At 26.5% G+C, this 22,147-nt stretch carries 20 protein-coding genes; 8 read left to right on the top strand and 12 right to left on the bottom strand.

What is annotated here, in order from left to right:
- From J7G74_RS01085 to J7G74_RS01095, 3 genes are all read right to left on the bottom strand, one after another.
- Positions 1-365: YkvA family protein (locus J7G74_RS01085; protein WP_297130676.1), on the bottom strand; the 365-nt coding region annotated here is incomplete at its 3' end.
- Between the two features lie 105 nt (positions 366-470).
- Positions 471-1,124: a pentapeptide repeat-containing protein gene (locus J7G74_RS01090; protein ID WP_297130679.1), complete on the bottom strand. Its 654-nt coding sequence runs from the start codon at positions 1,122-1,124 to the stop codon at positions 471-473.
- 57 nt (positions 1,125-1,181) lie between these two features.
- Entirely contained in the window at positions 1,182-1,853 is a 672-nt protein-coding gene (locus J7G74_RS01095) for a B3/B4 domain-containing protein (RefSeq protein ID WP_297130682.1), read from the bottom strand.
- Positions 1,854-1,998: 145 nt separating this feature from the next.
- Between J7G74_RS01095 and J7G74_RS01100 the strand changes: the two genes are divergently transcribed.
- The 5 genes from J7G74_RS01100 (at position 1,999) to J7G74_RS01120 (ending at position 8,615) form a co-directional block, all read left to right on the top strand.
- Entirely contained in the window at positions 1,999-2,514 is a 516-nt protein-coding gene (locus J7G74_RS01100) for a ferritin (protein ID WP_297130685.1), read from the top strand.
- A 256-nt stretch (positions 2,515-2,770) separates the two neighbouring features.
- Positions 2,771-3,445, top strand: coding sequence for a TetR/AcrR family transcriptional regulator (locus J7G74_RS01105; RefSeq protein WP_297130688.1), 675 nt, complete (start codon positions 2,771-2,773; stop codon positions 3,443-3,445).
- 147 nt (positions 3,446-3,592) lie between these two features.
- Positions 3,593-5,686 (top strand): efflux RND transporter permease subunit, encoded by a 2,094-nt coding sequence (locus tag J7G74_RS01110; RefSeq protein WP_297130692.1) that lies wholly within the window; start codon positions 3,593-3,595, stop codon positions 5,684-5,686.
- 17 nt (positions 5,687-5,703) lie between these two features.
- Complete coding sequence (locus J7G74_RS01115) at positions 5,704-7,806, top strand: hypothetical protein (protein WP_297130695.1); 2,103 nt, start codon at positions 5,704-5,706, stop codon at positions 7,804-7,806.
- A 158-nt stretch (positions 7,807-7,964) separates the two neighbouring features.
- A complete protein-coding gene (locus J7G74_RS01120) occupies positions 7,965-8,615 on the top strand; it encodes an HD domain-containing protein (RefSeq protein ID WP_297130698.1) in 651 nt (216 codons plus the stop codon).
- A 77-nt stretch (positions 8,616-8,692) separates the two neighbouring features.
- On the opposite strand, the gene J7G74_RS01125 is transcribed toward J7G74_RS01120, so the two are convergent.
- A complete protein-coding gene (locus J7G74_RS01125; RefSeq protein WP_297130700.1) occupies positions 8,693-9,196 on the bottom strand; it encodes a TIGR03943 family putative permease subunit in 504 nt (167 codons plus the stop codon).
- Between the two features lie 199 nt (positions 9,197-9,395).
- Here J7G74_RS01125 and J7G74_RS16885 point away from each other — a divergent pair, with 199 nt between their 5' ends.
- Entirely contained in the window at positions 9,396-10,103 is a 708-nt protein-coding gene (locus J7G74_RS16885) for a DUF1648 domain-containing protein (RefSeq protein WP_443081633.1), read from the top strand.
- Positions 10,104-10,197: 94 nt separating this feature from the next.
- Here J7G74_RS16885 and J7G74_RS01130 read toward each other — a convergent pair whose 3' ends face one another.
- Entirely contained in the window at positions 10,198-11,235 is a 1,038-nt protein-coding gene (locus J7G74_RS01130; RefSeq protein ID WP_297130703.1) for an HD-GYP domain-containing protein, read from the bottom strand.
- 172 nt (positions 11,236-11,407) lie between these two features.
- On the bottom strand, positions 11,408-12,364 hold the full coding sequence (locus J7G74_RS01135; protein WP_297130706.1) for a carbohydrate kinase family protein: 957 nt from the start codon (positions 12,362-12,364) through the stop codon (positions 11,408-11,410).
- 509 nt (positions 12,365-12,873) lie between these two features.
- Between J7G74_RS01135 and J7G74_RS01140 the strand changes: the two genes are divergently transcribed.
- Complete coding sequence (locus tag J7G74_RS01140) at positions 12,874-13,410, top strand: flavodoxin domain-containing protein (RefSeq protein ID WP_297130709.1); 537 nt, start codon at positions 12,874-12,876, stop codon at positions 13,408-13,410.
- Between the two features lie 160 nt (positions 13,411-13,570).
- On the opposite strand, the gene J7G74_RS01145 is transcribed toward J7G74_RS01140, so the two are convergent.
- The 6 genes from J7G74_RS01145 to J7G74_RS01170 all read right to left on the bottom strand — a co-directional run bounded on the left by J7G74_RS01145 (position 13,571) and on the right by J7G74_RS01170 (position 21,211).
- Positions 13,571-14,611 (bottom strand): aldose epimerase family protein, encoded by a 1,041-nt coding sequence (locus tag J7G74_RS01145; RefSeq protein WP_297130712.1) that lies wholly within the window; start codon positions 14,609-14,611, stop codon positions 13,571-13,573.
- Entirely contained in the window at positions 14,601-16,145 is a 1,545-nt protein-coding gene (gene galT, locus J7G74_RS01150) for a UDP-glucose--hexose-1-phosphate uridylyltransferase (RefSeq protein ID WP_297130715.1), read from the bottom strand. The genes J7G74_RS01145 and galT overlap by 11 nt, the downstream gene beginning before the upstream one ends.
- Before the next feature lie 35 nt (positions 16,146-16,180).
- Positions 16,181-17,167, bottom strand: coding sequence for a UDP-glucose 4-epimerase GalE (galE, locus tag J7G74_RS01155; RefSeq protein ID WP_297130718.1), 987 nt, complete (start codon positions 17,165-17,167; stop codon positions 16,181-16,183).
- A gap of 18 nt (positions 17,168-17,185) precedes the next feature.
- Positions 17,186-18,349, bottom strand: a complete 1,164-nt coding sequence (locus J7G74_RS01160; RefSeq protein ID WP_297130721.1) for a galactokinase — start codon at positions 18,347-18,349, stop codon at positions 17,186-17,188.
- Positions 18,350-18,610: 261 nt separating this feature from the next.
- Positions 18,611-19,654 carry a LacI family DNA-binding transcriptional regulator gene (locus tag J7G74_RS01165; RefSeq protein ID WP_297130724.1) on the bottom strand — a complete coding sequence of 348 codons (1,044 nt, stop codon included), beginning with the start codon at positions 19,652-19,654 and terminating at the stop codon, positions 18,611-18,613.
- Between the two features lie 186 nt (positions 19,655-19,840).
- A complete protein-coding gene (locus J7G74_RS01170; RefSeq protein ID WP_297130727.1) occupies positions 19,841-21,211 on the bottom strand; it encodes an MATE family efflux transporter in 1,371 nt (456 codons plus the stop codon).
- Positions 21,212-21,304: 93 nt separating this feature from the next.
- Between J7G74_RS01170 and J7G74_RS01175 the strand changes: the two genes are divergently transcribed.
- Positions 21,305-22,129, top strand: a complete 825-nt coding sequence (locus J7G74_RS01175) for a MerR family transcriptional regulator (RefSeq protein WP_297130731.1) — start codon at positions 21,305-21,307, stop codon at positions 22,127-22,129.
- Positions 22,130-22,147: the final 18 nt, after the last annotated feature.

The following is a 22,147-nucleotide window of genomic DNA, read 5'->3' on the forward strand; positions in this document are numbered from 1 at the left end:
GGATCTTTATATACCTTTTTATTTCCTCTCACACCAGGATCTTGTGGCCCTTTATACTTATCTAGCTCTTCATTTATATTTCCAATTGCCCAAATTAACATAAATGCATCATCAAAAAATCCTATTGGTCCAAATAATATTTCTGGAATTATATCAATAGCAAATACAAAATATATTAATACTACTACAAAAGAAAAGAATATCTTAGCTTTTCCAAATATTGAAACATTCCTATCACTAAAATAATCTGCTAACTTAGGTAAATTTTTAATCAGGCCAAATCCAAACTTAGCATCTTTAAATCTTACTAATACCCTTTTAAAACTATATAATATGCCGTCTCTAGTATTTGTAGATCTGTTCATCCATCATTCTCCTTAAGGATTAATATTTCATCAAAACTAATTGTTTATACAATATATTAAATCAAAAAATGACTATATACAAGATGTTTTTAAGTTAAATAAACCTTACTCAATAATTAGACCCATTAGTCTTGTTAACTCTAATCCTTGACTCGCATTTACCTTCAGCTTATATAATTCTGGTATACCTATTTCTATACCGTCAATTTCACAATTAGATAAATCTACTCCTTCTAAATAAGTTTTTGTAAACACAGTCTTTTTTAAATCACAATCATCAAAATACATATATTTATTTTTAACTTCCATGAAGACACTTGATTCAAAGGACGAACTTTCAAAATTCACTTTATTAAGTTTACTGAAAGAAAAACTACTGTAATCTCCTAATATGTTTTTAAATAAACAATCTTTTAAATGAGCATCTTCTAACTTAGACCCAATAATTTTACAATTTAAAAATTCACTTCTAAAAATACTCCCTTCAGAAAAATCTATATTAGATAAGTCACACTTTTCAAATACCACATCTTGCAAGTCTATGTATCTAAAAGTACAATTATCAAAACTTACATTTCTAAATATGCAACCATCAAAAGATATTCTAGATTCATCTATACTTGGAATATCAATATTTTCTATTAACTTATAATAAATTTTTTCGTCATCTTCTATCAAAGCTAATAATTCTTCTACATTATCAATAACCTCTAAATTTGTACTAACCTTGGCCTTTTGAATTTTTTTCAATTTACTCATCTCCATCCATGAAATTCTTCTTCTCTATGGGAAGAATTATTATTTTATTAAATTATATTAACATTTATTAATTTCTTTACTTAAAATTTTACCATCTGCATATTTTTCTAATAATTCACAAGCTTCATCCATATATTTTTCTAATTCATCCTCTCCATTAAAGGAAACAATATTCATTAAAATATGTTTTGCATCAGCAGTAATCATAGCTCTTTCTGAATCTGATGTAGTGCTACCAAACTTACCTTCTTCATCATAAAATACTGGTAAATTAGTAATATTTAATTCTCCTTTACCTATTCCCGCATAAGTTTCTCCTTCATCAGCAATAGTAAAATGAATTTCTCCTCTTAACTTATCTAAATCATAAGTTCCCACAGAATAAGCTGACTGTAGAGAGATTAGATTATTTATATCAACTACATTGTTAACTTTATATAAACCAAGTCCCCTAGCTATTCTTCTATATAATGCTTCAGAAGATAATCTATATCTCGATGGATCTTTTCCAAAAGCTTTATATGCCACCCTTGAATCAGCAATATTTTTTATTTTTGAAATTTCTTTAACGTCAATTTTATTTTCTATAGCTTTAGCTTGTTCATCTATAATTTTCCAAAGTTCTTCATTTGCTTCATTATCTTCTTTTACCACTACTATAGATTCTATTGAACCTATGGCAATATGATTACATTTTTCAATTATTTTTTCATCTATAATTATTTTCATTTTTATATCCCCTTTTCTATTTATTTACAAATGATTATACTATAAAAATTGTTTTTTTTCATTTTTACCAAATTTTATGATAACTACTCTCTCTCATTATGCTAAAATTATAGAAGATAAAAATATTATATTTAGAGGTGTTAATATGTTAAGTGAAAAATTAGAACTAGCTTTAAACGAGCAAATAACTTTTGAATTCTACTCTTCATATACTTATCTAGCAATGGCAGCATTTTGTGAATCATCTGATTTAAGTGGATTTGCTAATTTTTTTAGAGTTCAAGCAAAAGAAGAATTAGATCATGCTACAAAATTATATGATTATGTTTTCCAAAAAGGTGGTACTGTTATACTTGGGGAAATAGCTAAACCAAAGGAAAAATATGATAGCATGTTAGATGTATTTGAAACTGGTTTAAATCATGAAAGAGAAGTTACTAAAAGATTCTATAATTTAGCTGATATAGCTAGTGAAGAAAGAGAACACGCTACAATGAGTTTCTTAAGATGGTTTATTGATGAACAAGTAGAGGAAGAAGATAACTTCCATTCTATATTAAAAAAAGTAAGAAGATGCGAAGGAAATCCAGCTGCTCTTTATTTATTAGATGATGAATTAGCAGCTAGAGTTTATACTCCTTTAAATAATACTAATAACTAAAATTTGCTTAACTCATATGGAAAACAGCCTTAAAAAACAGGTTTGTTGCTCCACTAAGCGGTTAGAAATTATAAAAATATTCAACAAAAAAGTTACCTTTAATGTTTTCATTTTAGGTAACTTTTTTATTAAATTTTAATTAATATTATTAAAATTTATTTTTATCACTTTTCAACTTATAAAAAAATTCTCTTTTCAAAAATAATTATAGTATTATAATTATGTTAGACAAATCCTATTAAAAAGGAGCCATATTATGAGTGGATTAAAATTAGAAAGTAAAAATAATCTAGAAAAAAATATACTTAGAGTTTCAACAGAATTATTTTTGACTCAAGGATATGATAAAACAACTATTAGACAAATAGCTGAAGAATCTGGTATAGGTAGAGGACATTTATATTATTACTTTAGAAAAAAAGAAGATATATTAATACACATCTTCAAGCAAATCTTAGATAAAATCTACGATGATGTTATAAAAAATAGTGATGATAAAAATGAAGTATTGCTAAGCTATGCACTTATTCAATGCATTTATACTTATATTCTAGTCTTTAATGAAAACTTATTTAGAATATATCTAGAAGGGTCTAAGGTAGATATTATTAGAGAAGAAGCTCAAAATATTTTAATTGATTTATGTAAAAGAAAATCAAAAGATTTAAATCATACTTTAAAAGAAAAAGATCTTTACTTAAGTGTTACTATTGGATATGCAGGAGAATGTGAACTATTAAAAAGATATTATCATGGAGAAAAGTATTTTGATATTGATTCCATAGTAAAAAGTATTACCGCTACTCGCTTGAATTTATTAAATATTATTGATAATGATAAAGTTAATGAAATAGTTGATAAAGCTATGTATGAAGCAAAAAAATTCGATTATCATAACATAATAGATAAGCTATATTATTTTGAGTTTTAAGATGAACGATGTAAATTGTTCATCTTTTTTTTAGATATTTTTAGATTTTTTTTCCATATTTCTTCTTGACTTCTATTTGGGCACGCCCTATAATCATATTAGTAATTTGGGCACGCCTAAAAACTGTTGAATATTGGAGGGATTAAAATGGAAAAAATTGCTCAAAAAATTGCAAAGCATAGTAAATCAATTTTGATGTTTGCACTTATCTTATTAATTCCATCCATTTTTGGTTATATAAAAACAGATATTAACTACGATATCTTAAGTTATTTACCAAATAATATTTCTACTACACAAGCTGAAAAAATTTTAAAAGATGATTTCGGTTGTGGAACACTAGCTATGTTAATTGTAGAAAATATGGATGATAAAGATGTTGCTAAAATCAAAGATAAAGTTGCAAAAGTTGATGGCGTTGAAGAAGTTTTATGGGTTGATGATTTTATGGACTTATCAGTTCCAAAAGAAATTTTACCAAAAGATATGACAGACTTTTTATACAATGGTGATAAATCTACAATGATGATTGTAAAAATGGAAAAAGCCACAGGTGATATAAAAACTCAAAATGCTGTATCTTCTATTAGAAATATAGCTGGTAAACAATCTTTCTTAAGTGGCATGTGTGGAATTTTAAAAGATACAAAAGATCTAGCTGATAAAGAAGTTCCTTTATATATATTAGCAGCTAGTATTTTAATTTTAATAATATTAGGTCTTACTTTAGAATCATCTGTCATTCCTATAATTTTTTTAACAAGTATTGGTATGGCAGTTATATATAACTTTGGTTCAAATATTATATTTGGAGAAATATCATATATAACCAAAGCCCTTGCCGCTGTTTTACAGTTAGGTGTTACTATGGATTACTCCATATTTTTATTGCATCGATATGAAGAAGAAAAATATAAGTATCCTGATGATAAGAAAACTGCTATGGCAAAGGCAATTACAAATACTGTTACTTCAGTATTTGGTAGTTCTATAACTACTATTGCAGGCTTCTTAGCTTTATGTGTTATGGAACTAGGATTTGGTAAAGATATTGGATTAGTAATGGCAAAAGGTGTATTAATAGGTGTTATAAGTACTGTTACTATACTACCTTCTTTTATTCTTGTATTTGATAAACAAATTGAAAAATACAAACATAAAACTATCTTACCAAAATTTAATAAAGTATCTAAAGGTGTAGTTAAACATTATAAAAAATTATCAATACTATTTGTAATAATTTTTATACCTGCTTACTTTGGATATAAAAATGCTGATGTTTATTATAATCTAGACGAAAGTTTACCAGATGACTTTCCATCAATTATAGCTACAAATAAAATGAAAGTTGATTATGATATGGAAAGTACAAACTTTATCTTAGTAAAAGACTCTGTTGCTCCTAATGATATAAGTGAAATGATAAAAGAAATAGAAAATATTGATGGTATTACTTCCGTTATAGGTCTTGAAAAATATATAGGCCCAAGAATTAATCAAGATTTCTTACCACAAGATATTTTAAGTGAAATTAAATCTAACGGTTATGAAGAAATACTGGTTAATTCAAAATATAAGGCAGCTACTGATGAATGTAATGATCAAATAGAAAAATTAAATAAAATAGTTCATAAATATGATAAAGACGGATTAGTTGGTGGTGAAGCACCTCTTACTCTAGATTTAATAAAAATTGCAAACACAGACTTTACAAAAGTTAATGCAGTATCAATAGCAGCCATATTTATTATAATTGCTGTTTTATTTAAATCATTATCTCTTCCAGTTATTCTAGTTTTAGCTATTGAATGCGCAATTTTTGTTAACTTAGGTATCCCTTATTATACAGGAACTGTAGAGCCATTTATAGCATCTATAGTTCTTGGTACTATACAACTCGGAGCTACTGTTGATTATGCAATACTTCTTACTTCTAGATTTAAAGAAGAAAGAAATAATGGTTATGGTAAATTCGAAGCAATGGAACGCTCTATAAGTGGTTGCGCACCTTCTATATTAACTAGTGCTTTAACATTCTTCGGAGCTACTGTTGGTGTAGGTTTATTATCAAAACTTGAGATGATAAGTTCTCTTTGTTCTCTAATGTCAAGAGGAGCTATAGTAAGTATGTTTATGATTATATTTATATTACCAGCCATACTACTATTATTTGAAAGTTTAATAATTAAAACTAGTAAAAATTTCATAGATAAAAATGACTTAGCTAAGGAAACTAATTAATTTATGGGGGTTTTAAAATGTTTAATAAAGAAATTAAAAATAAATCTGTTGCTCTTGCAACTGTAGTATTAATGTTAGGAAATACATCTTGTATATTTGCGGATAGCAATATTAATAAAGACGAAACTGTTTATTCTATTTTAGATGAAAATGGTAATGTTAACAAAAATATTGTATCAGCTTGGATTAATTCTTCATCTACTTTAGGAACTATACATGATATAAGTGATTTAAATAATATAAAAAATATAAAAGGTGATGAAAAACCTAAAATTGAAGGAAATAAAGTTACTTGGAATATTAAGGAAGATGACTTATACTACGAAGGCGAGAGTAATAAACAACTGCCTATTGATGTAAATATTAAGTACGAATTAAATGGAAAAGAAGTCAATCCCAAAGATATCCAAGGTAAAAGTGGTAAATTTAAAATTACCCTAACTTTAAAAAATAATGAAAGCAGACATGTAACCGTAAATGGTAAATCTAGAACTATATACGTACCTTTTATAACTGCATCTGAAATTATTTTGAATAGAGATAATTTTAAAGATATAAAAACTAGTACTGGAACTTTATTAGATGAAGGAAGTAATGCTGCTATTACTTTTGTATCTATTCCTGGATTTAAAGAATCTCTTGATTTAGATAATAAATTATCTAGTTATTTAAATTTGAAAGATAATATTACTATAGAGGGAAATACTACAAGCTTTGAAACACCAAGTATAATGATAGCTGCAACTTCTGATGTTTCTAAATATTTAGAAGATATAGATTCAGATACTAGCTTTGGAGATTTAAAAAATTCCTTAGATAAATTAGAAGAAGGTGGTAAAAGTTTGGTAGATGGTGCTGAACAAGTAAGTAAAGGGGCCAATACACTAGATACTAATTATAAAGAATTCAATAAAGGAGTGAAATCTTTAGATGAAGGTATAACTACTCTAAATAATGGTGCCTCTACTTTACTTAATAATTTGCCAAAATTAAATAATGGTGCTGCATCTTTAAGTAATGGACTTTCAACTTTAAGTTCATCTTCTAGCAAATTAAGTGATGGCGCTAAACAGGTTAGTGATGGTGTTTCTAAATTAGATAATTCTTACTCTACCCTTGATAATGGTATAAATTCTTCTTATGATGGTGCTAGCAAATTAGAAGCTGGGGCCACAAAATTAGAAAGCGGTGCTATATCTCTAAAAAATGGCTTAAACAGTGGTAGTACAGGAGTTAAAGACTTAATCAACTCTACTGATAAAGTGACTTCTCTTGCTGACTCAGTTTCTAGTGTATCAGAACAACTAAAAAATAGTAATGGAAGTTCATCATCTACTAATGCACAAATACAATCTCTAGCTTCTAGGGCTTCTGAATTAGGTGATGATAAATTAGCTCAAGATATATTAAATCTTGGTAATACTATCAGTGCACCATCTAATAATTTACAATCAGCAGCTGCTACATTAGATCAAATAAGTGGAGGATTAAAAAGTATAGCAAGTAGTCAAAATCAAGGTTTACAAATTCTATCAAATGGTATTCAGTCCGCTATATCTGGAGCAGAATCTCTTGCTAATGGTATAACAGATCTAAAAAATAATTTATCTAACTTGAAAGGCGGTCTAGGAAATTTGAGTACAGGTTCTAAATCTGTTTCCGAAGGCTTAAAATCTTTAGTCTCTGGTAGTAATTCCTTGAAAATAGGTTCTTCTCAATTATCTTCTGGTGCAAATTCTGCATATGAAGGTAGCAAAGAACTATTAACTGGAACTTCAGCTTTAGTAGATGGAGGTAATAGTCTTGGAAGTGGTGTAAAAGAACTTAAAAATGGTTCGTCACAATTAGCTTTTAATTCAAATAAAATTTTAGATGGTATAGGTAGTTTAGCAAATGGATCAAATGAATTATATAAAGGTGCAAATAAATTTAAAACTGAAGGGTTAGATAAGTTATCAAGTGAAGGTAATAAATTAATAAGCGATATAGATGGAGCTATGGAAGTAAAAGACAAATTAATTGAAGCTGCTAAAAGTTACGATAACTTCTCTGGTATAGATAAAGATATGAATGGAAGTGTTAAATTTATTATGAAAGTTGAAGAAAAAGATAAAAAATAAATTTAATTAGTAAGTTTTTATCTAATTCTAAAAAAGAGTACAGATTTATAATAATCTGTACTCCTTTTTAATTTGAAGATTTATGCATTAAAAACATAAATTGTATTATAATAAATCTAGAATTTAATATTAGATTTTCAAATTTGAGAGGAAATAAGATGAACAAAGAGCTAATCATAGAAAAAACTAAAATATTTGTGAAAGATAAATTATATGGTGAAGGCTCTGGACATGACTGGTTTCATATAGAAAGAGTTTATAACTTAGCAACATATATTTGTGAAAAAGAAAATGGTGATGAATTCATAGTAAAAATGACTGCTCTACTTCACGATATTGATGATTGGAAATTTAAGAAAGAAAATAATACTGATACTACAGTAACAGAAAACTTCTTAAAGTCTATGAATATAGATGAGAAATATATAAATATAATATTAAACATAATAAAAACTATGTCTTTTAAAGGTGGTGTAGTTGATTCTACCCAACATACTTTAGAAGGAAAAATTGTTCAAGATGCCGATAGATTAGATGCTATTGGAGCTATTGGTATTGCAAGAACATTTGCTTATGGTGGTAGTAAAAATAGACTTATTTATAATCCAAATATTAAACCTATAGAATACACTTCTTTAGATGATGTAAAAAATAAAGATAACCATACTGTAAATCATTTTTATGAAAAGCTATTTAAGCTAAAAAATTTAATGAATACTGATACTGCAAAGCATATAGCTCTAGAGAGACATAGATTTATGGAACTTTTCTTAGAAGAATTTTACTACGAGTGGAATTTTCACAAATAATTATTTAGTCATATAATTCATAATACTAGAAAAGACTATTGTAAAATATTTTTTAATTGCTTTACAATAGTCTTTTCTTAATACATATCATTATAGCTTTGACTAACTTTTTCAAGTCCTCTTTGTTTCATTATCTCAACAGAATTAGCCTCAATTATTATGCTTTCATTTTCTTTTTTTAATATCCCAACAACCTTTATCCAGTCATTTTCCTTTGGAACTTCACCATTCCATTTGAATTCAAAACCACTCATAACCTCTTCTGTATGCATTTCATCGTCATGTTCATGAGCGTTATCAGTTAATCTGTAAACATAGAAATTTTCATTATTCTTATCATTATAATATTTTGTGAACATTCCTTCTATTTCAATAGTTTTTCCTAAATATTTATTTTCATCTAAGTATATATCATAAATATAATCCATATATACTTTCTCCATTACTTTTATTACTTCTAAAGATGTATCCTCTACATTATTTTTATCTGATGTACCTACATTTTCATTATTTTTATTACATCCAGTTAATAAAATTGTCATGCAAATAACTATTATTAATGTTTTTATTATTTTATTCACGTCTTATTCTCCTTATTATTATTCATCCATTCACATATTGTTATTATCTATAATTATACTTAATCATAGCTATTACGTATAATATTACTTCAACTTTTTATTAAAACTTTTAATATCTTGGACATTATTTCTAAATTTGAATATATAATATTATATAGAGTTATTTAATCTAAATTTTTAATAAAAAAGGACGAGTATCATGAAGATCTCAAAAAATACAAATAAAGTTTTTTATGCTATTTTTAGTACACTCCCCTTACTAGCAACTCTTTTTTTATATCCTATAATTCCAGATAGAATCCCTGTTCACTACTATCCTGATGGAGTTATTGATGGTTGGGGAAGTAAAAATCAATTATTTATAGTCCCATTAATTATTATAACATTTGTTCTTGTTCAGCCAAGATTATTTACACTGACATTCAATCATAAACAAGAGGATAGTATTACTAAATATAATAATTATTTCTTTTTAATAATCTTAAATATTTTAGTTTATATAACACTTTATATAAGTATAAATTATGAAACATGTTTAAATAAATTTAATTTTTTTAATTTTTTTAGTTGTTCCCTTTGCCTAATATTTGGTTTTATAGGTAACTATATTCCTTACTCTAAAAGAAATTCTAGCTTTTCAATAAGAACAAAGTGTACTTTAAAAAATGAATTAATATGGAGAAAAGTTCATAATTTTTGTGGTTTAGTATGGTTAAGCGGAAGCATAGTATTTTTTCCAATGTTTATATTTAACAATGGATATTATTTAACTTTTATAACTTTACTAATGCTATTAATATTTATAATATCTCCAATAATTTATATTCATTATTTAAACAAAAAAAGTATAAATGATAAATTTATAAAAAAGCATAAAACAATGCGTCAATATCATTTAAAAATATAAATATTAAAAAGGCTATGAAAAAGTATTAAAACTCTTTCCCATAGCCTTTAATTTAATTATTTTTATTCTTGCATTACTTACAAATTATATATATTTAAAATTTTTCTTCCCTAAACTTATAATGTATTTTTTCAAATATTTCAATAATTTTAGGGTCAAAAGATTTTCCCTTTCCTTCTAGGATTATTTCTAATGCATGCTCATGTGAAAAAGCTTCTTTATAAGGCCTTTTTGTTGTTAGAGCATCATATACATCTGCTACCGCCATTATCCTTGCACTTACAGGTATTTCTTCTCCTTTTAGACCTTGTGGATAACCACTTCCATCCCATTTTTCATGATGATAGTAAGCCATGTCTTTTGCAACATCTAAGAAACTTTCACAATTAGCTTCATTTATCATTTTTTGTATAGTTTGACCACCAAGTTCGGCATGATTTTTCATATGCTCGAATTCTGCATCGTCTAAACGTCCTGCTTTAAAAAGTGTTGCATCATTAATACCAATTTTCCCCACATCATGTAACGGCGCTGAACGAATTACATCTCTCATATAATCAGGTGTTAATATATCAGCATATAATCCTGATTTAATAATTTCATCAAGTAATATTTTCACATAGCCAGCAGTACGCTTTATATGTCCTCCAGTATTTTCATCTCTACATTCCACAAGTTCTGCTATAGATAACATCATTACATCTTGTAAATGTTCTATCATCTCCGTTTTTTCACGAACTTTTTCTTCTAAGTCATTCTTATACTCACTAATTTCTAAATGTAACTTAACCCTATTTATTATAGATTTAGGAATATCTCTCAATATTACATCAACTGCACCTAATTCAAATCCTCTAAACCCTTTATTAATATCTACTAATTCACTAATTAGTAGAACTGGTACATTATCTAATCTAGGGTCTTTTTTTATTTCAGATAATGTTTCATATGCATCAATATCAGGCATATTAACATCTAATAAAATCAAATCTGGTACATTTTTATCTAAGAATTTTAAAGCTTGAGTACTAGATATTAATAGAGTTACTTTATAAAAAGGTTTAAGAATCCTTTCAAAAAGTTCCAAGCTAGATATATTATCTTCTATAATTACTATATGTTTTAATTTCATTAAACTCCCCCACACTCATTACCTTTTTATAACTAATCCCTTTTATTTTAATAAAAATTAACAAATTTTGTAATTATATTATATACTTATTCTATAATTTCTTACAAGTAAAAAATTATATGTATAAAAAAAATAATCCTTTCATTTTGTGAAAGGATTTTAATATTAAAAATTATATATTATATTTTGTATGAGTCCAATTTATATTATCAACATATTCCTTAACTAAATCGTAACACATGTTAGGATGTATAGTTTCTTCTGTTGATATTGTTATAGTAGACATTGATATTGCAAATTTTAATGTGTCTACTAGAGATATTTCTTCCATATAACCATGAGCTATACCTGCTACAAAAGAATCTCCTGCTCCTGTAACATTTACAACTTTTACATCATTAGCTTTTAATTTACCTTCTTCTACTCCATTGTTATAGTATATTCCATCTTCATCTAATGTTATAAATACATTTTTTATACCTAAATCAACAAAGTACTTTCCGGCTCTTCTGATATCTTCATCAGTTTTAATTTCAAATCCACACATAATTTCAGCTTCATATCTATTTGGCTTTATTGTATGGAAATTTTTAATTAAATGTTTTACTCCTTCAGCTTTTGCAGCAGAAACTGGATCTAGTATAAACTTAGTTTCTCCTTTGAAGTTCTCTAATATATATTCTACTATATCTGGTCTATCTGAATCTAAAATCATATATTCAGAATTTCTTATAATGTCGGCTTTAGAATCAATGAATTCTGTAGTAAATCTATCTATAATTTTCATATCTACTACCGCTGATACCATTTCTCCTTCATGATTAAGTATCGCCATATAAGTTGGTGTATGACCACCTTCTATTATCAAAGAATCACTCATGTCGTAATTCATAAGCTTTGAGTATTCAATCATTCTTTTACCAGTTTCATCATCACCTAAGATTGATATAAACTTTGTATTAACTCCTACTCTAGACATACATTCAGCTATGTTTCTGCAAACACCTCCAAAAGAAGTCTTTACTTGGCCTGGGTTAGAGTCATTACATCTATAATTATTATCCGTAAATCCGCAAATATCAAAAACTGATACTCCGAATACTAAAGCATAGGAATTTGTATTGTTCATAATGTAATCGTAACCTTTCTAAGAAATTATTTTTATATTTTATCATATTTCTAACTTAAATTTCTACAAATTTCATCATTTTAAACTGTATTTTTTTAACAATACTATTACAGTTGTATTTTATCCTATATATTAAAACTTATTAGTATGTAGATTCTTTTTATCTTTTTTAAAAATTTTATTTTGCTATATTTCCATAATAAAAAAATAAGTAAAATGCTCATCTTTTTAACATTTAATTGTAAGAAGTTAAATCCATATAAATTTCATAATCTTTTTATCTAACGATTCTTTATACTCTTTTCTAAAATAATCCCAACCATTATAAATTGAATTTACATAATTCTATATCCATGATTAGGACTTTTATATAAACAAAGTAATATATAGTAATAACTTTCTGTTAAAGGTTCATGTTTTTTAATCAATGTATATCTATCTAAAATACTTAAAATATATATACAATATAATTAGATAATAAATATATTTAGTAAAATGGAGGGTCTTAAATGGATAATATTATAGTCATATATAAATCTAAATATGGTAGCACAAAAAGATATGCACAGTACTTATCTAAAAAACTTAATTGTAATTTATTAGAAGAATCTAAAGTTAATAAAGATACGTTGGATAAGTATAATACTATTATTTATGGTGGTGGAATTTATGCTGGTAGAATTAACGGACTAAGAACTATAATAAACAATTATGAAAATATAAAATATAAAAATGTTATAGTGTATACTGTAGGTATTACAAATCCAAACGATAAAAAAACTTATGATGATTTAATAAAAAGAAACTTTACTGAAGATATGATTACTAAAATACAAGTTTTTAACTTATTAGGAGATATAAATTATAGCAAACTTAATTTTTTCAATAAAATAATGATGTATGCTTTAATAGGATTTATAAAGAAAAAGGATGAAAGTAAAAGAACTGATGACGATAAAAAAATATTAGAATCTTATGGCAAATCTTTAATTTTATTTAATGAAAAATCCATAAAACCTATAATTAATCATATAAAGACTTTATAATATAAATTAGATTGCAAACTATAATAAAAAAGGCCTCACACTATTTTTAGTAGTATAGGCCTTTTATGGTAAAATTTTCATTACTAAATATAACAATTTATTATTTTTCTAACTATCAAATTTAACAAAACTACTTTGTATGATACTATACTTTTGTTAATTATTTAATTGTACTAAATTTATAAACAGTCTTTTGTATATATTCTTTATCTTTATTTAATATAGAATTTTCCATGAAACACATATTTTCCCCTATAGGTTGAGCTTGTGTTTCAAAACATATTCCATGTCTAATATGAGGAGCTTCTCCTGTATATGTTATTTTTTCGTGTTCCCAATTCATAGTATATACAACTACACAATCTTGGTTCGTTTCTATGGTCATATTTCTTTTGGATTTTTTGTCCTCTAAATAAATATTTTTATCATTATTTAATAAAAAAGCATGATCATATCCATTTCCTATTCTAATTTGCTCATGATTTTCATCAATATCTCTTCCTATTAATTTTAATTTTCTAAAATCAAAAGGTGTTTTTGTTACATCAATTTTTTCTCCGGTTGGAACGCAAGTTTCATTAAGTTCCAATATATAGTCACTATCCAACTGTAAATAAGAATCTGTAACTGGTTCCTTAATGTTTCCACTTAAGTTAAAATACGTATGATTTGTCATATTAACCAAAGTATTTTTATCACTTTTAGCTCTATAAATTTCTTCAATTTTATAATCTTCATAAATATTAAAAATAACACTGACATTTAAGTTACCTGGGTAATTTTCTTCCATATCCTTAGATAATGTATTTAAATTCAAAGTAACACAGTTATCATTTTCTTCAATTTCTACCTTCCATATTCTATGACTAAATCCTTTATCTCCACCATGACCTTGATGAAGTCCATAGTTCTTATTTAGTTCATATTCATTTTCATCGATTATTATTTTACCTTCATTAATTCTTCCTGAAGTTCTACCAATAATAGCTCCATAGTAATATGGATTTTCAATATAATCATTTATATATTCATAAGCTAACACTATATTTTCCAAATTATTATCTTTATCTGGAGTGATTATTTTTGTAATAACTCCTCCTAAATTAAGTATTTCTACCTCAAATCCATTTTTAAATTTTATATTATATGCTACAATTTCTTCATTATTTAAACTTCCTACAATACTTTTTTTATACTTCATGAGTTTTTTCCTCTCCAGCAAAAAGCTTAAGACTGTCTAAATATTTATTTATAGCTTTCTTTCCGTCTTCATCCCATTTAAATACTCCACAATGCTCTAAAACTTTTTCAAATACAAAACCAACTTCATCTTCTATAATAGAATCTATATTCTTTTTATCTATGTAGTTGTATTTTTCTTTTATTTCATTAAACCATGCTAAATGAGGTATCAAACTTTCGTCTTCCTTCATGTTATATTCCTTAGAACTATCTAATAAAAATTCTTTTATTTTTGTTAACTCTTCTTTTAATCTAGCTGGTAAAACCGCTAAACCTAAAACTTCTATTAAGCCTATATTTTCTTTTTTAATATGATGGAGTTCTTTATGAGGATGGAAAATTCCATCTGGATAATTTTCATCACATCTATTATTTCTAAGTACTAAATCTAATTCAAAATTACCTTCTCTTTTTCTAGATATAGGAGTTATAGTGTTATGAAGTGTATCATCACTATGTGATAAAATTCCCACATTTTCATCAGAGTAATTTCTCCAATGATTTAATATTTTTTCACCTAATATACTTAATCTATGTCTGTCTTTTCCCTTTATTCTTATAACTGATAATGGCCATTTTATCATTGATATTTTTATATCTTCATAACCTTGAATCTGTATATCATATACATCTTCTGCTTTTGACATAGCAAATTCATATCTTCCACCTTGATAATGATCATGAGTAAGTATAGATCCTCCAACTATAGGTAGATCTGCATTAGATCCTATAAAGTAATGGGGAAATTTTTCTACAAACTCTAAATTTCTATCAAAAGTAGATTTACTTATTACCATAGGTACATGCTCACTAGATAATACTATACAATGTTCATTGTAATATGAATATGGTGAGTATTGTAAATTCCACTCTTCATTTTGTAGTTTAAAAGGAATCACTCTTAAATTTTGTCTGGCTGGATGATTTACCCGCCCTGCATATCCCACGTTTTCTTTACATAATAGGCATTTGGGATAAGATGAACTTTTTATATTTTTAGCTGCAGCAATAGCTTTTGGATCTTTTTCAGGCTTAGATAAATTTATAGTTATATCTATATCACCATACTTTGTATTTGTCTTCCAAGTTATATTTTGAGCTATTCTTGATATTCTAATATAATCACAAGATTTACTTAAACTATATAAATAATCTGTTGCATCTTTTTCGTTAAACTCATAAAATCTATTAAATTTATTAATCACCTGAGATGGTCTTGGCATTAATAATGCCATTATTTTGGCATCTAATAAATCTCTATAAATAGGTGAATTAGATTCTAATATTCCCACTTTATAAGCATAATTCAATAAATTATCCATTACAGGAGTTATATTTTCTAAATCTTCATCTTCTACTTCTGTAATTATATATTCATCTAGTTTAAATAACTCAATAAGAGAGTTTCTCATAAAAGTTATATCTTCTTTTTCAAATAATTTATGTTTTAGTCCAAAGTTTAATAGTCTTTCAAATTCAACATATATATTCATAGCCTTCCCCCTTATATTCCTTAAATAACTCTTTATTATTTTTCAAAACCATTTGGATGATTTTTATGCCATTTCCAAGCTGATAAAATCATCTCTTCAATATTTTCTAACTTTGGTTCCCATCCAAGCTCTTTTCTTGCCTTATTTGAAGATGCTACAAGTTTTGCTGGATCTCCTGCCCTTCTTTCACAAATTTTTGCTGGAATTTCATGACCAGTTACTTTTCTTGCAGCTTCTACCATTTCTTTAACTGTAAATCCATTGCCACTACCTAGATTGTATATATTACTATCACAACCGCCTCTTAATTTCTCCACTGCCAATATATGAGCATCTGCTAAATCTATAACATGTATATAATCTCTTATACAAGTTCCATCATGCGTATCATAGTCATCTCCAAATATAGATATACTTTCCCTTTTTCCAAGTGGAACTTGAAGTATCAATGGAATTAGATGAGTTTCTGGATTGTGATCTTCTCCTATTTCCCCACTTTCATGAGCTCCTGCCACATTAAAGTATCTAAGAGATATATATTTCACTCCATGTGCTAAATCTGCCCATTTCATCATTTTTTCCATAGCAAGTTTTGTTTCTCCATAAGCATTTGTTGGATTAGTTTCATCATTTTCTAATATTGGTATATTTTTAGGCTCACCATATGTAGCAGCTGTTGATGAAAATACTATTTTTTTCACACCGTGCTTTATCATAACTTTTAAAAGCACTTCTGTTCCATGAACATTATTGTTGTAATATTTTAATGGATTCATCATACTTTCCCCAACTAGTGAGTTAGCTGCAAAATGTATAACTTCATCTATCCTATTTTCTTCAAAAACTTTATTTAATTCTTCTTCATTTCTTATATCAACTTTATAAAATTTAGCTTCTTGATGTATTGCCCCTAGGTGTCCATTTTCTAAATTATCTACTATAACTACTTCTTCTTCCATATCTATAAGTTGTCTAACTGCATGACTACCTATATATCCTGCTCCACCACAAACTAATATCATATTATCTCCCCCCTAAGTTTATATTTCTCTAGTTCCTTCTCCTATATTAGCTACATAAAAATCTGCATCATATCCTATTATTTCTTTATATTTTTGTCCGACAACGTTTATAAAATCTTCTACCTTATCTTTTTTTATTATAGAAACTGTACATCCACCAAATCCAGCTCCTGTCATCCTAGAGCCAATAGTACCTTCATGATTTAGTGCTAATTCGACTAATGTATCTAACTCTTTTCCTGTGACTTCATAATCATCTCTAAGAGAGCTATGAGATTCATTCATTAATTTTCCAAAAGTGACTATATCATTTTCTTCTAAAGCATTTACCGCTTTTAAAGTTCTTTGATTTTCATAAACTGCATGTTTAGCTCTTTTTATTCTTATTTCATCTTTTATTAAATGTTTATTTTTTTCAAACTCTTCCTCCGTAAGTTCTCCTAAAGAGTTTATTTTTAATTCACCTTGAAGCTCCCTTAATGCTTTTTCACATTCTCTTCTTCTTTCATTATATTTTGAATCAGCAAGCCCTCTTCTTTTATTAGTATTAGCAATTACTATTACTTCATCTTTTAAATCTACCGTACTGTATTTATAAATAAGAGTATTACAATCTAATAATATAGCTCTATTTTTTTGTCCCATACCTATTGAAAATTGGTCCATTATTCCACAGTTAACACCTATAAAATCATTTTCTGACATTTGACAGAACTTAACTAACTCAACTCTATCTATATTAAATTTAAATATCTCATTTATCATAACAGCCATTAGTAATTCTAAAGATGCCGAAGAAGATAATCCAGCTCCATTTGGTATATTTCCAAATACAACCATATCAAAACCTTGTTGTACATTATATCCATTTTGTCTTAAAATCTCTATTACTCCCTTTGGATAATTGGCCCAATCATGTTCTTTCTCATTTCTTAAGTTATCTATATTAAAACTTATTACACCTTTATCTACAAAATTTCCAGAATACATTCTTACAACTTTATCATCTCTTAATGAAATTGCTCCATAAGTTCCAAAACTTATTGCACAAGGAAAAACATTACCTCCATTATAATCTGTATGCTCACCTATTAAGTTTACTCTTCCTGGAGAAAAAAACGTTCTTACTCCTTCCTCATAATTAAAAGTTTTACTAAAGATTTCTAGTATATTTTTTTTCATAATATCCCCCAAATTTGTTTTTATTATATTATTACTATACTTTCATAATAACAGAAATATATTTGTGTCACAATAATTCTGCTCAATTTTTTTACTTATTTTTTACTTAATTTTTACTTATTTTTTACTTTAGAATATTATTATCCTATATTAGCAATATTAAAAATAAAAGTAGGTTTAACCTGTTAATAATTACATTAACTACAATTATTAACACACTCTAAAAATTCTTTATCAAAAAAAATAGTGATTTCTCAATCACTATTTTTTCAATAAATCTTTTAATTTACTTGTACTTTTTCTTATAACAAGTTCACTTGGTATAATAACCTTTTTACTATATGTTCTTTCTTTTATCATTCTTTCTAATATTAAATCTATGGATGCACTCGCCAAATTCTCTATATGTACCCTAACTGTAGTAAGTGGTGGTATGGTATGTTGAGAAGCTATTACATCATTAAACCCTATTATACTCACATTATCAGGAACCATTAAATTGTCTTCATATAAAGCTCTAAGTACACCAGTTGCAATAGTATCTGTTCCTACAAAAAAGGCTGTAGGCATTTCCTTTTTATTTTCTATAAATTCTTTTGTAGTAATATATCCATCCTCTGAACTTACATTTTTCGTATCCAATACGTAATCTTCATTATATAAGCCTCTCGCTATCATATAACTTTTATAAAATTCTAATCTTTTATCTAAACTTTTTTCTTTATAATCGTCTAATGTCTCAAAACTTCCTATATATCCTATGTGTCTATGGCCTAATTTTATTAAATAATCTAGAGCCATTTCTGTTCCTAATTTAAAATTTATTTTTACAGAGTCATAATTCATATCATCAGGTGAAGAATCTAAAAATACTATATTCTCATTTATATCTTTTAACTTCTTGATTTCTTTCTTTGTAAATTTACCTATAGCAATTATTCCATTTATAGGCTCATTACCTATAAACTTATAACAGTCCTCGCTTTTATATAAATTTACAACTTCTATCTCATTCTCAAAACATTCTTTATCTACCACACTTCTAAGTAATAGATAATATGGATCTTCTAGTTGTTCACTAGGTTCATACATTTCTACAATTCCAACTCTTAATTTATTTACTGACTTAGATTTATTATCTATTTTTCTTTGTTTTAATGTCTTATACTGCATTTCTTCTGCTACATCAAATATTTTTATTTTTGTTTCATTACTAACACTTATTGTAGTATCATTATTTAAAACTCTAGAAACTGTTCCAACAGAAACTCCTACTTCGTCAGCTATTTGCTTTAGTGTTGCCAAATATAATTCCCTCCTCTAGACATATTTTTCCTACTTATTTTTATTTATATTTTATATTATCATATAGATAGTAAATATACAGTATTTTTTACTAACAATCAAAGTATTACTTAGTATACAAACTAGTTTCTATTTAAGTAACTGTAGTGGTTGATATATCTAGAAGATAAAATTTATTTAACTAATCTACTTACTTTCACCTAATTCATTTTTAGTAAATGTCTTTTTATAAAATCTTATAAATACAAATACCGTAGTTAAACACGCTACTATATCAGCAGCTGGCTCTGCCAATAATACTGCTTTCAATCCATCCTCCATTACCATTGGTAGTATGAATATTAATGGAACTAAAAGCATTATTTTTCTTAATAAAGCTAAGAATAAAGATATCTTTGCTTGACCTAATGCTAAGAATGTTTGTTGGCATGATATTTGAGCACCTAATAAGAACATTCCTGCAAAATAAATTCTAATACTCCATGAAGTTATTTCAACTAATTCAGGTTTGTTATTAAATATTCCAACAAATATTTCTGGGAATAAACATAATAAGACAACCATTAATGTTGAGTAAGAAAAAGATGCTATAAATAATAACTTAAATGTTTTTTTAACTCTATCCATTTGCTTTGCACCATAATTATAACTCATTATAGGCTGTGCACCTTGAGTAATTCCCATCAAAGGCATTAATATTAATTGAGATATACTACTCATTATAGTCATAGCACTTACTGCTATATCTCCACCATATTTTAAAAGCTGGTTATTTAAACTAACTAAAACTAAACTCTCCGTTGATTGCATTATAAATGGTGCTATACCTAAAGATATTATCGATATGGCTATCTTTTTATCTAGTGATAGATATTTTTTTCTTATTTTTAAAATACTCTTCTTTCCAAATAAGAAATTTAATACAAATAAAGCAGATACAAATTGAGATATTATAGTTGCAAGTGCTGCACCTTTTACCCCCATATTTAGCGTAAATATAAATATTGGGTCTAAGATTATATTAATAGCTGCACCTATTGCCACAGTAAACATACCAATTTTAGCAAAACCTTGAGTATTAATAAAGGCATTCATACCTAATGATATCTGGACAAATATTGTACCTATAAGATAAATAGATAAATAATCTAATGCATATCCTTTAGTAAGCTCACTAGCACCAAATGCAACAACAATCTGCTCTCTAAATACAAAAAATACAATTGTCAATACAATACCAGTAATTATAAGCATAGCAAAGCTATTACTCATTATTTTTTCTGCGCCATCATTATCTTGCTCACCCATTTTTATGGCAGTAAGAGGTGCCCCACCAAATCCTATAAGTGCGCTAAATGCCGCCACTAATAAAACTATCGGTGTTACTATACCAACACCGGCCATAGCTAAATCACCACTTGGCATTCTACCAATAAATATTCTATCAACTATATTATATAGTAGATTTACTAATTGACCTATTATAGATGGAATAGCTAAACTTACAAGAAGCTTTCCTACACTTCCAGTCCCTAAATCAACACTTTTTTTACTCATAATATTTTCTCCTTACAAATTCTTACAATAATTTCATTCTATTTGATATAATAATCTATATGGTAACCCAACAGTCAAGAGGAGATTTAAAATATGGATATAAATTTAAAATACCTTTCAACAGGTGAGTTCGCAAAACTATGTAATGTAAAAAAACATACCTTATTTCATTATGATGAAATAGGAATACTAAAACCAGAATCCTATGATGACAATGGTTATAGACTTTACTCTTATAATCAATTACAGTTGTTTTATTTTATTTCTGTTATGAAAGAAATGGGAATGTCATTATCAGAAATAAAAATTTTTTTAAATAATAGAACTCCAGAAAAGGTTAAAAATCTATTTGTAAATAGAATCAACGAACTTTCTGATGAGATTAATAAAATAAAAGTTTTACAAGAAGTATTAAAATCAAGAGTTGATAAAATACAATCAGTCTTTAATATTGATATTAATTCTTTGCAAGTCGAATATCAAGAAGAACAACGATTTTTTTTGAGTAAATCTTTAAAAAAAGATATTAATAAAAATCTTTATGCTATGATAAAAAATAATTTTAATGAATTTATTCATAAATATAGTATTGATTATTCCTTATCTACATTAATTGGTATTGATAAGAATGAGAATAAATATAAATTTATACCAGAAAATTTTTTATTTCATAGCCAGGAAGAAATTCCTGCATCAAGATTATTTATAAAAAAAGAAGGATATTATTTAGTTGGATATCACAAAGGTTCTTTTTATACTTTAGAAAATACTTATAAAAAAATGATAACTTATATAGAGAATAATAATCTAATCATGGGAAAATTCTCTTATTCAACAAAACTTCTTGATGCTCTAACTGCAACAACAGAGGATGAACAACTTTTAAAAATAACTATAGAACTAGAAAATAAATTATAAATCACAGAAAAATAATGG

It is taken from the genome of Terrisporobacter sp. (assembly GCF_017888745.1).
GTDB lineage: Bacteria > Bacillota > Clostridia > Peptostreptococcales > Peptostreptococcaceae > Terrisporobacter.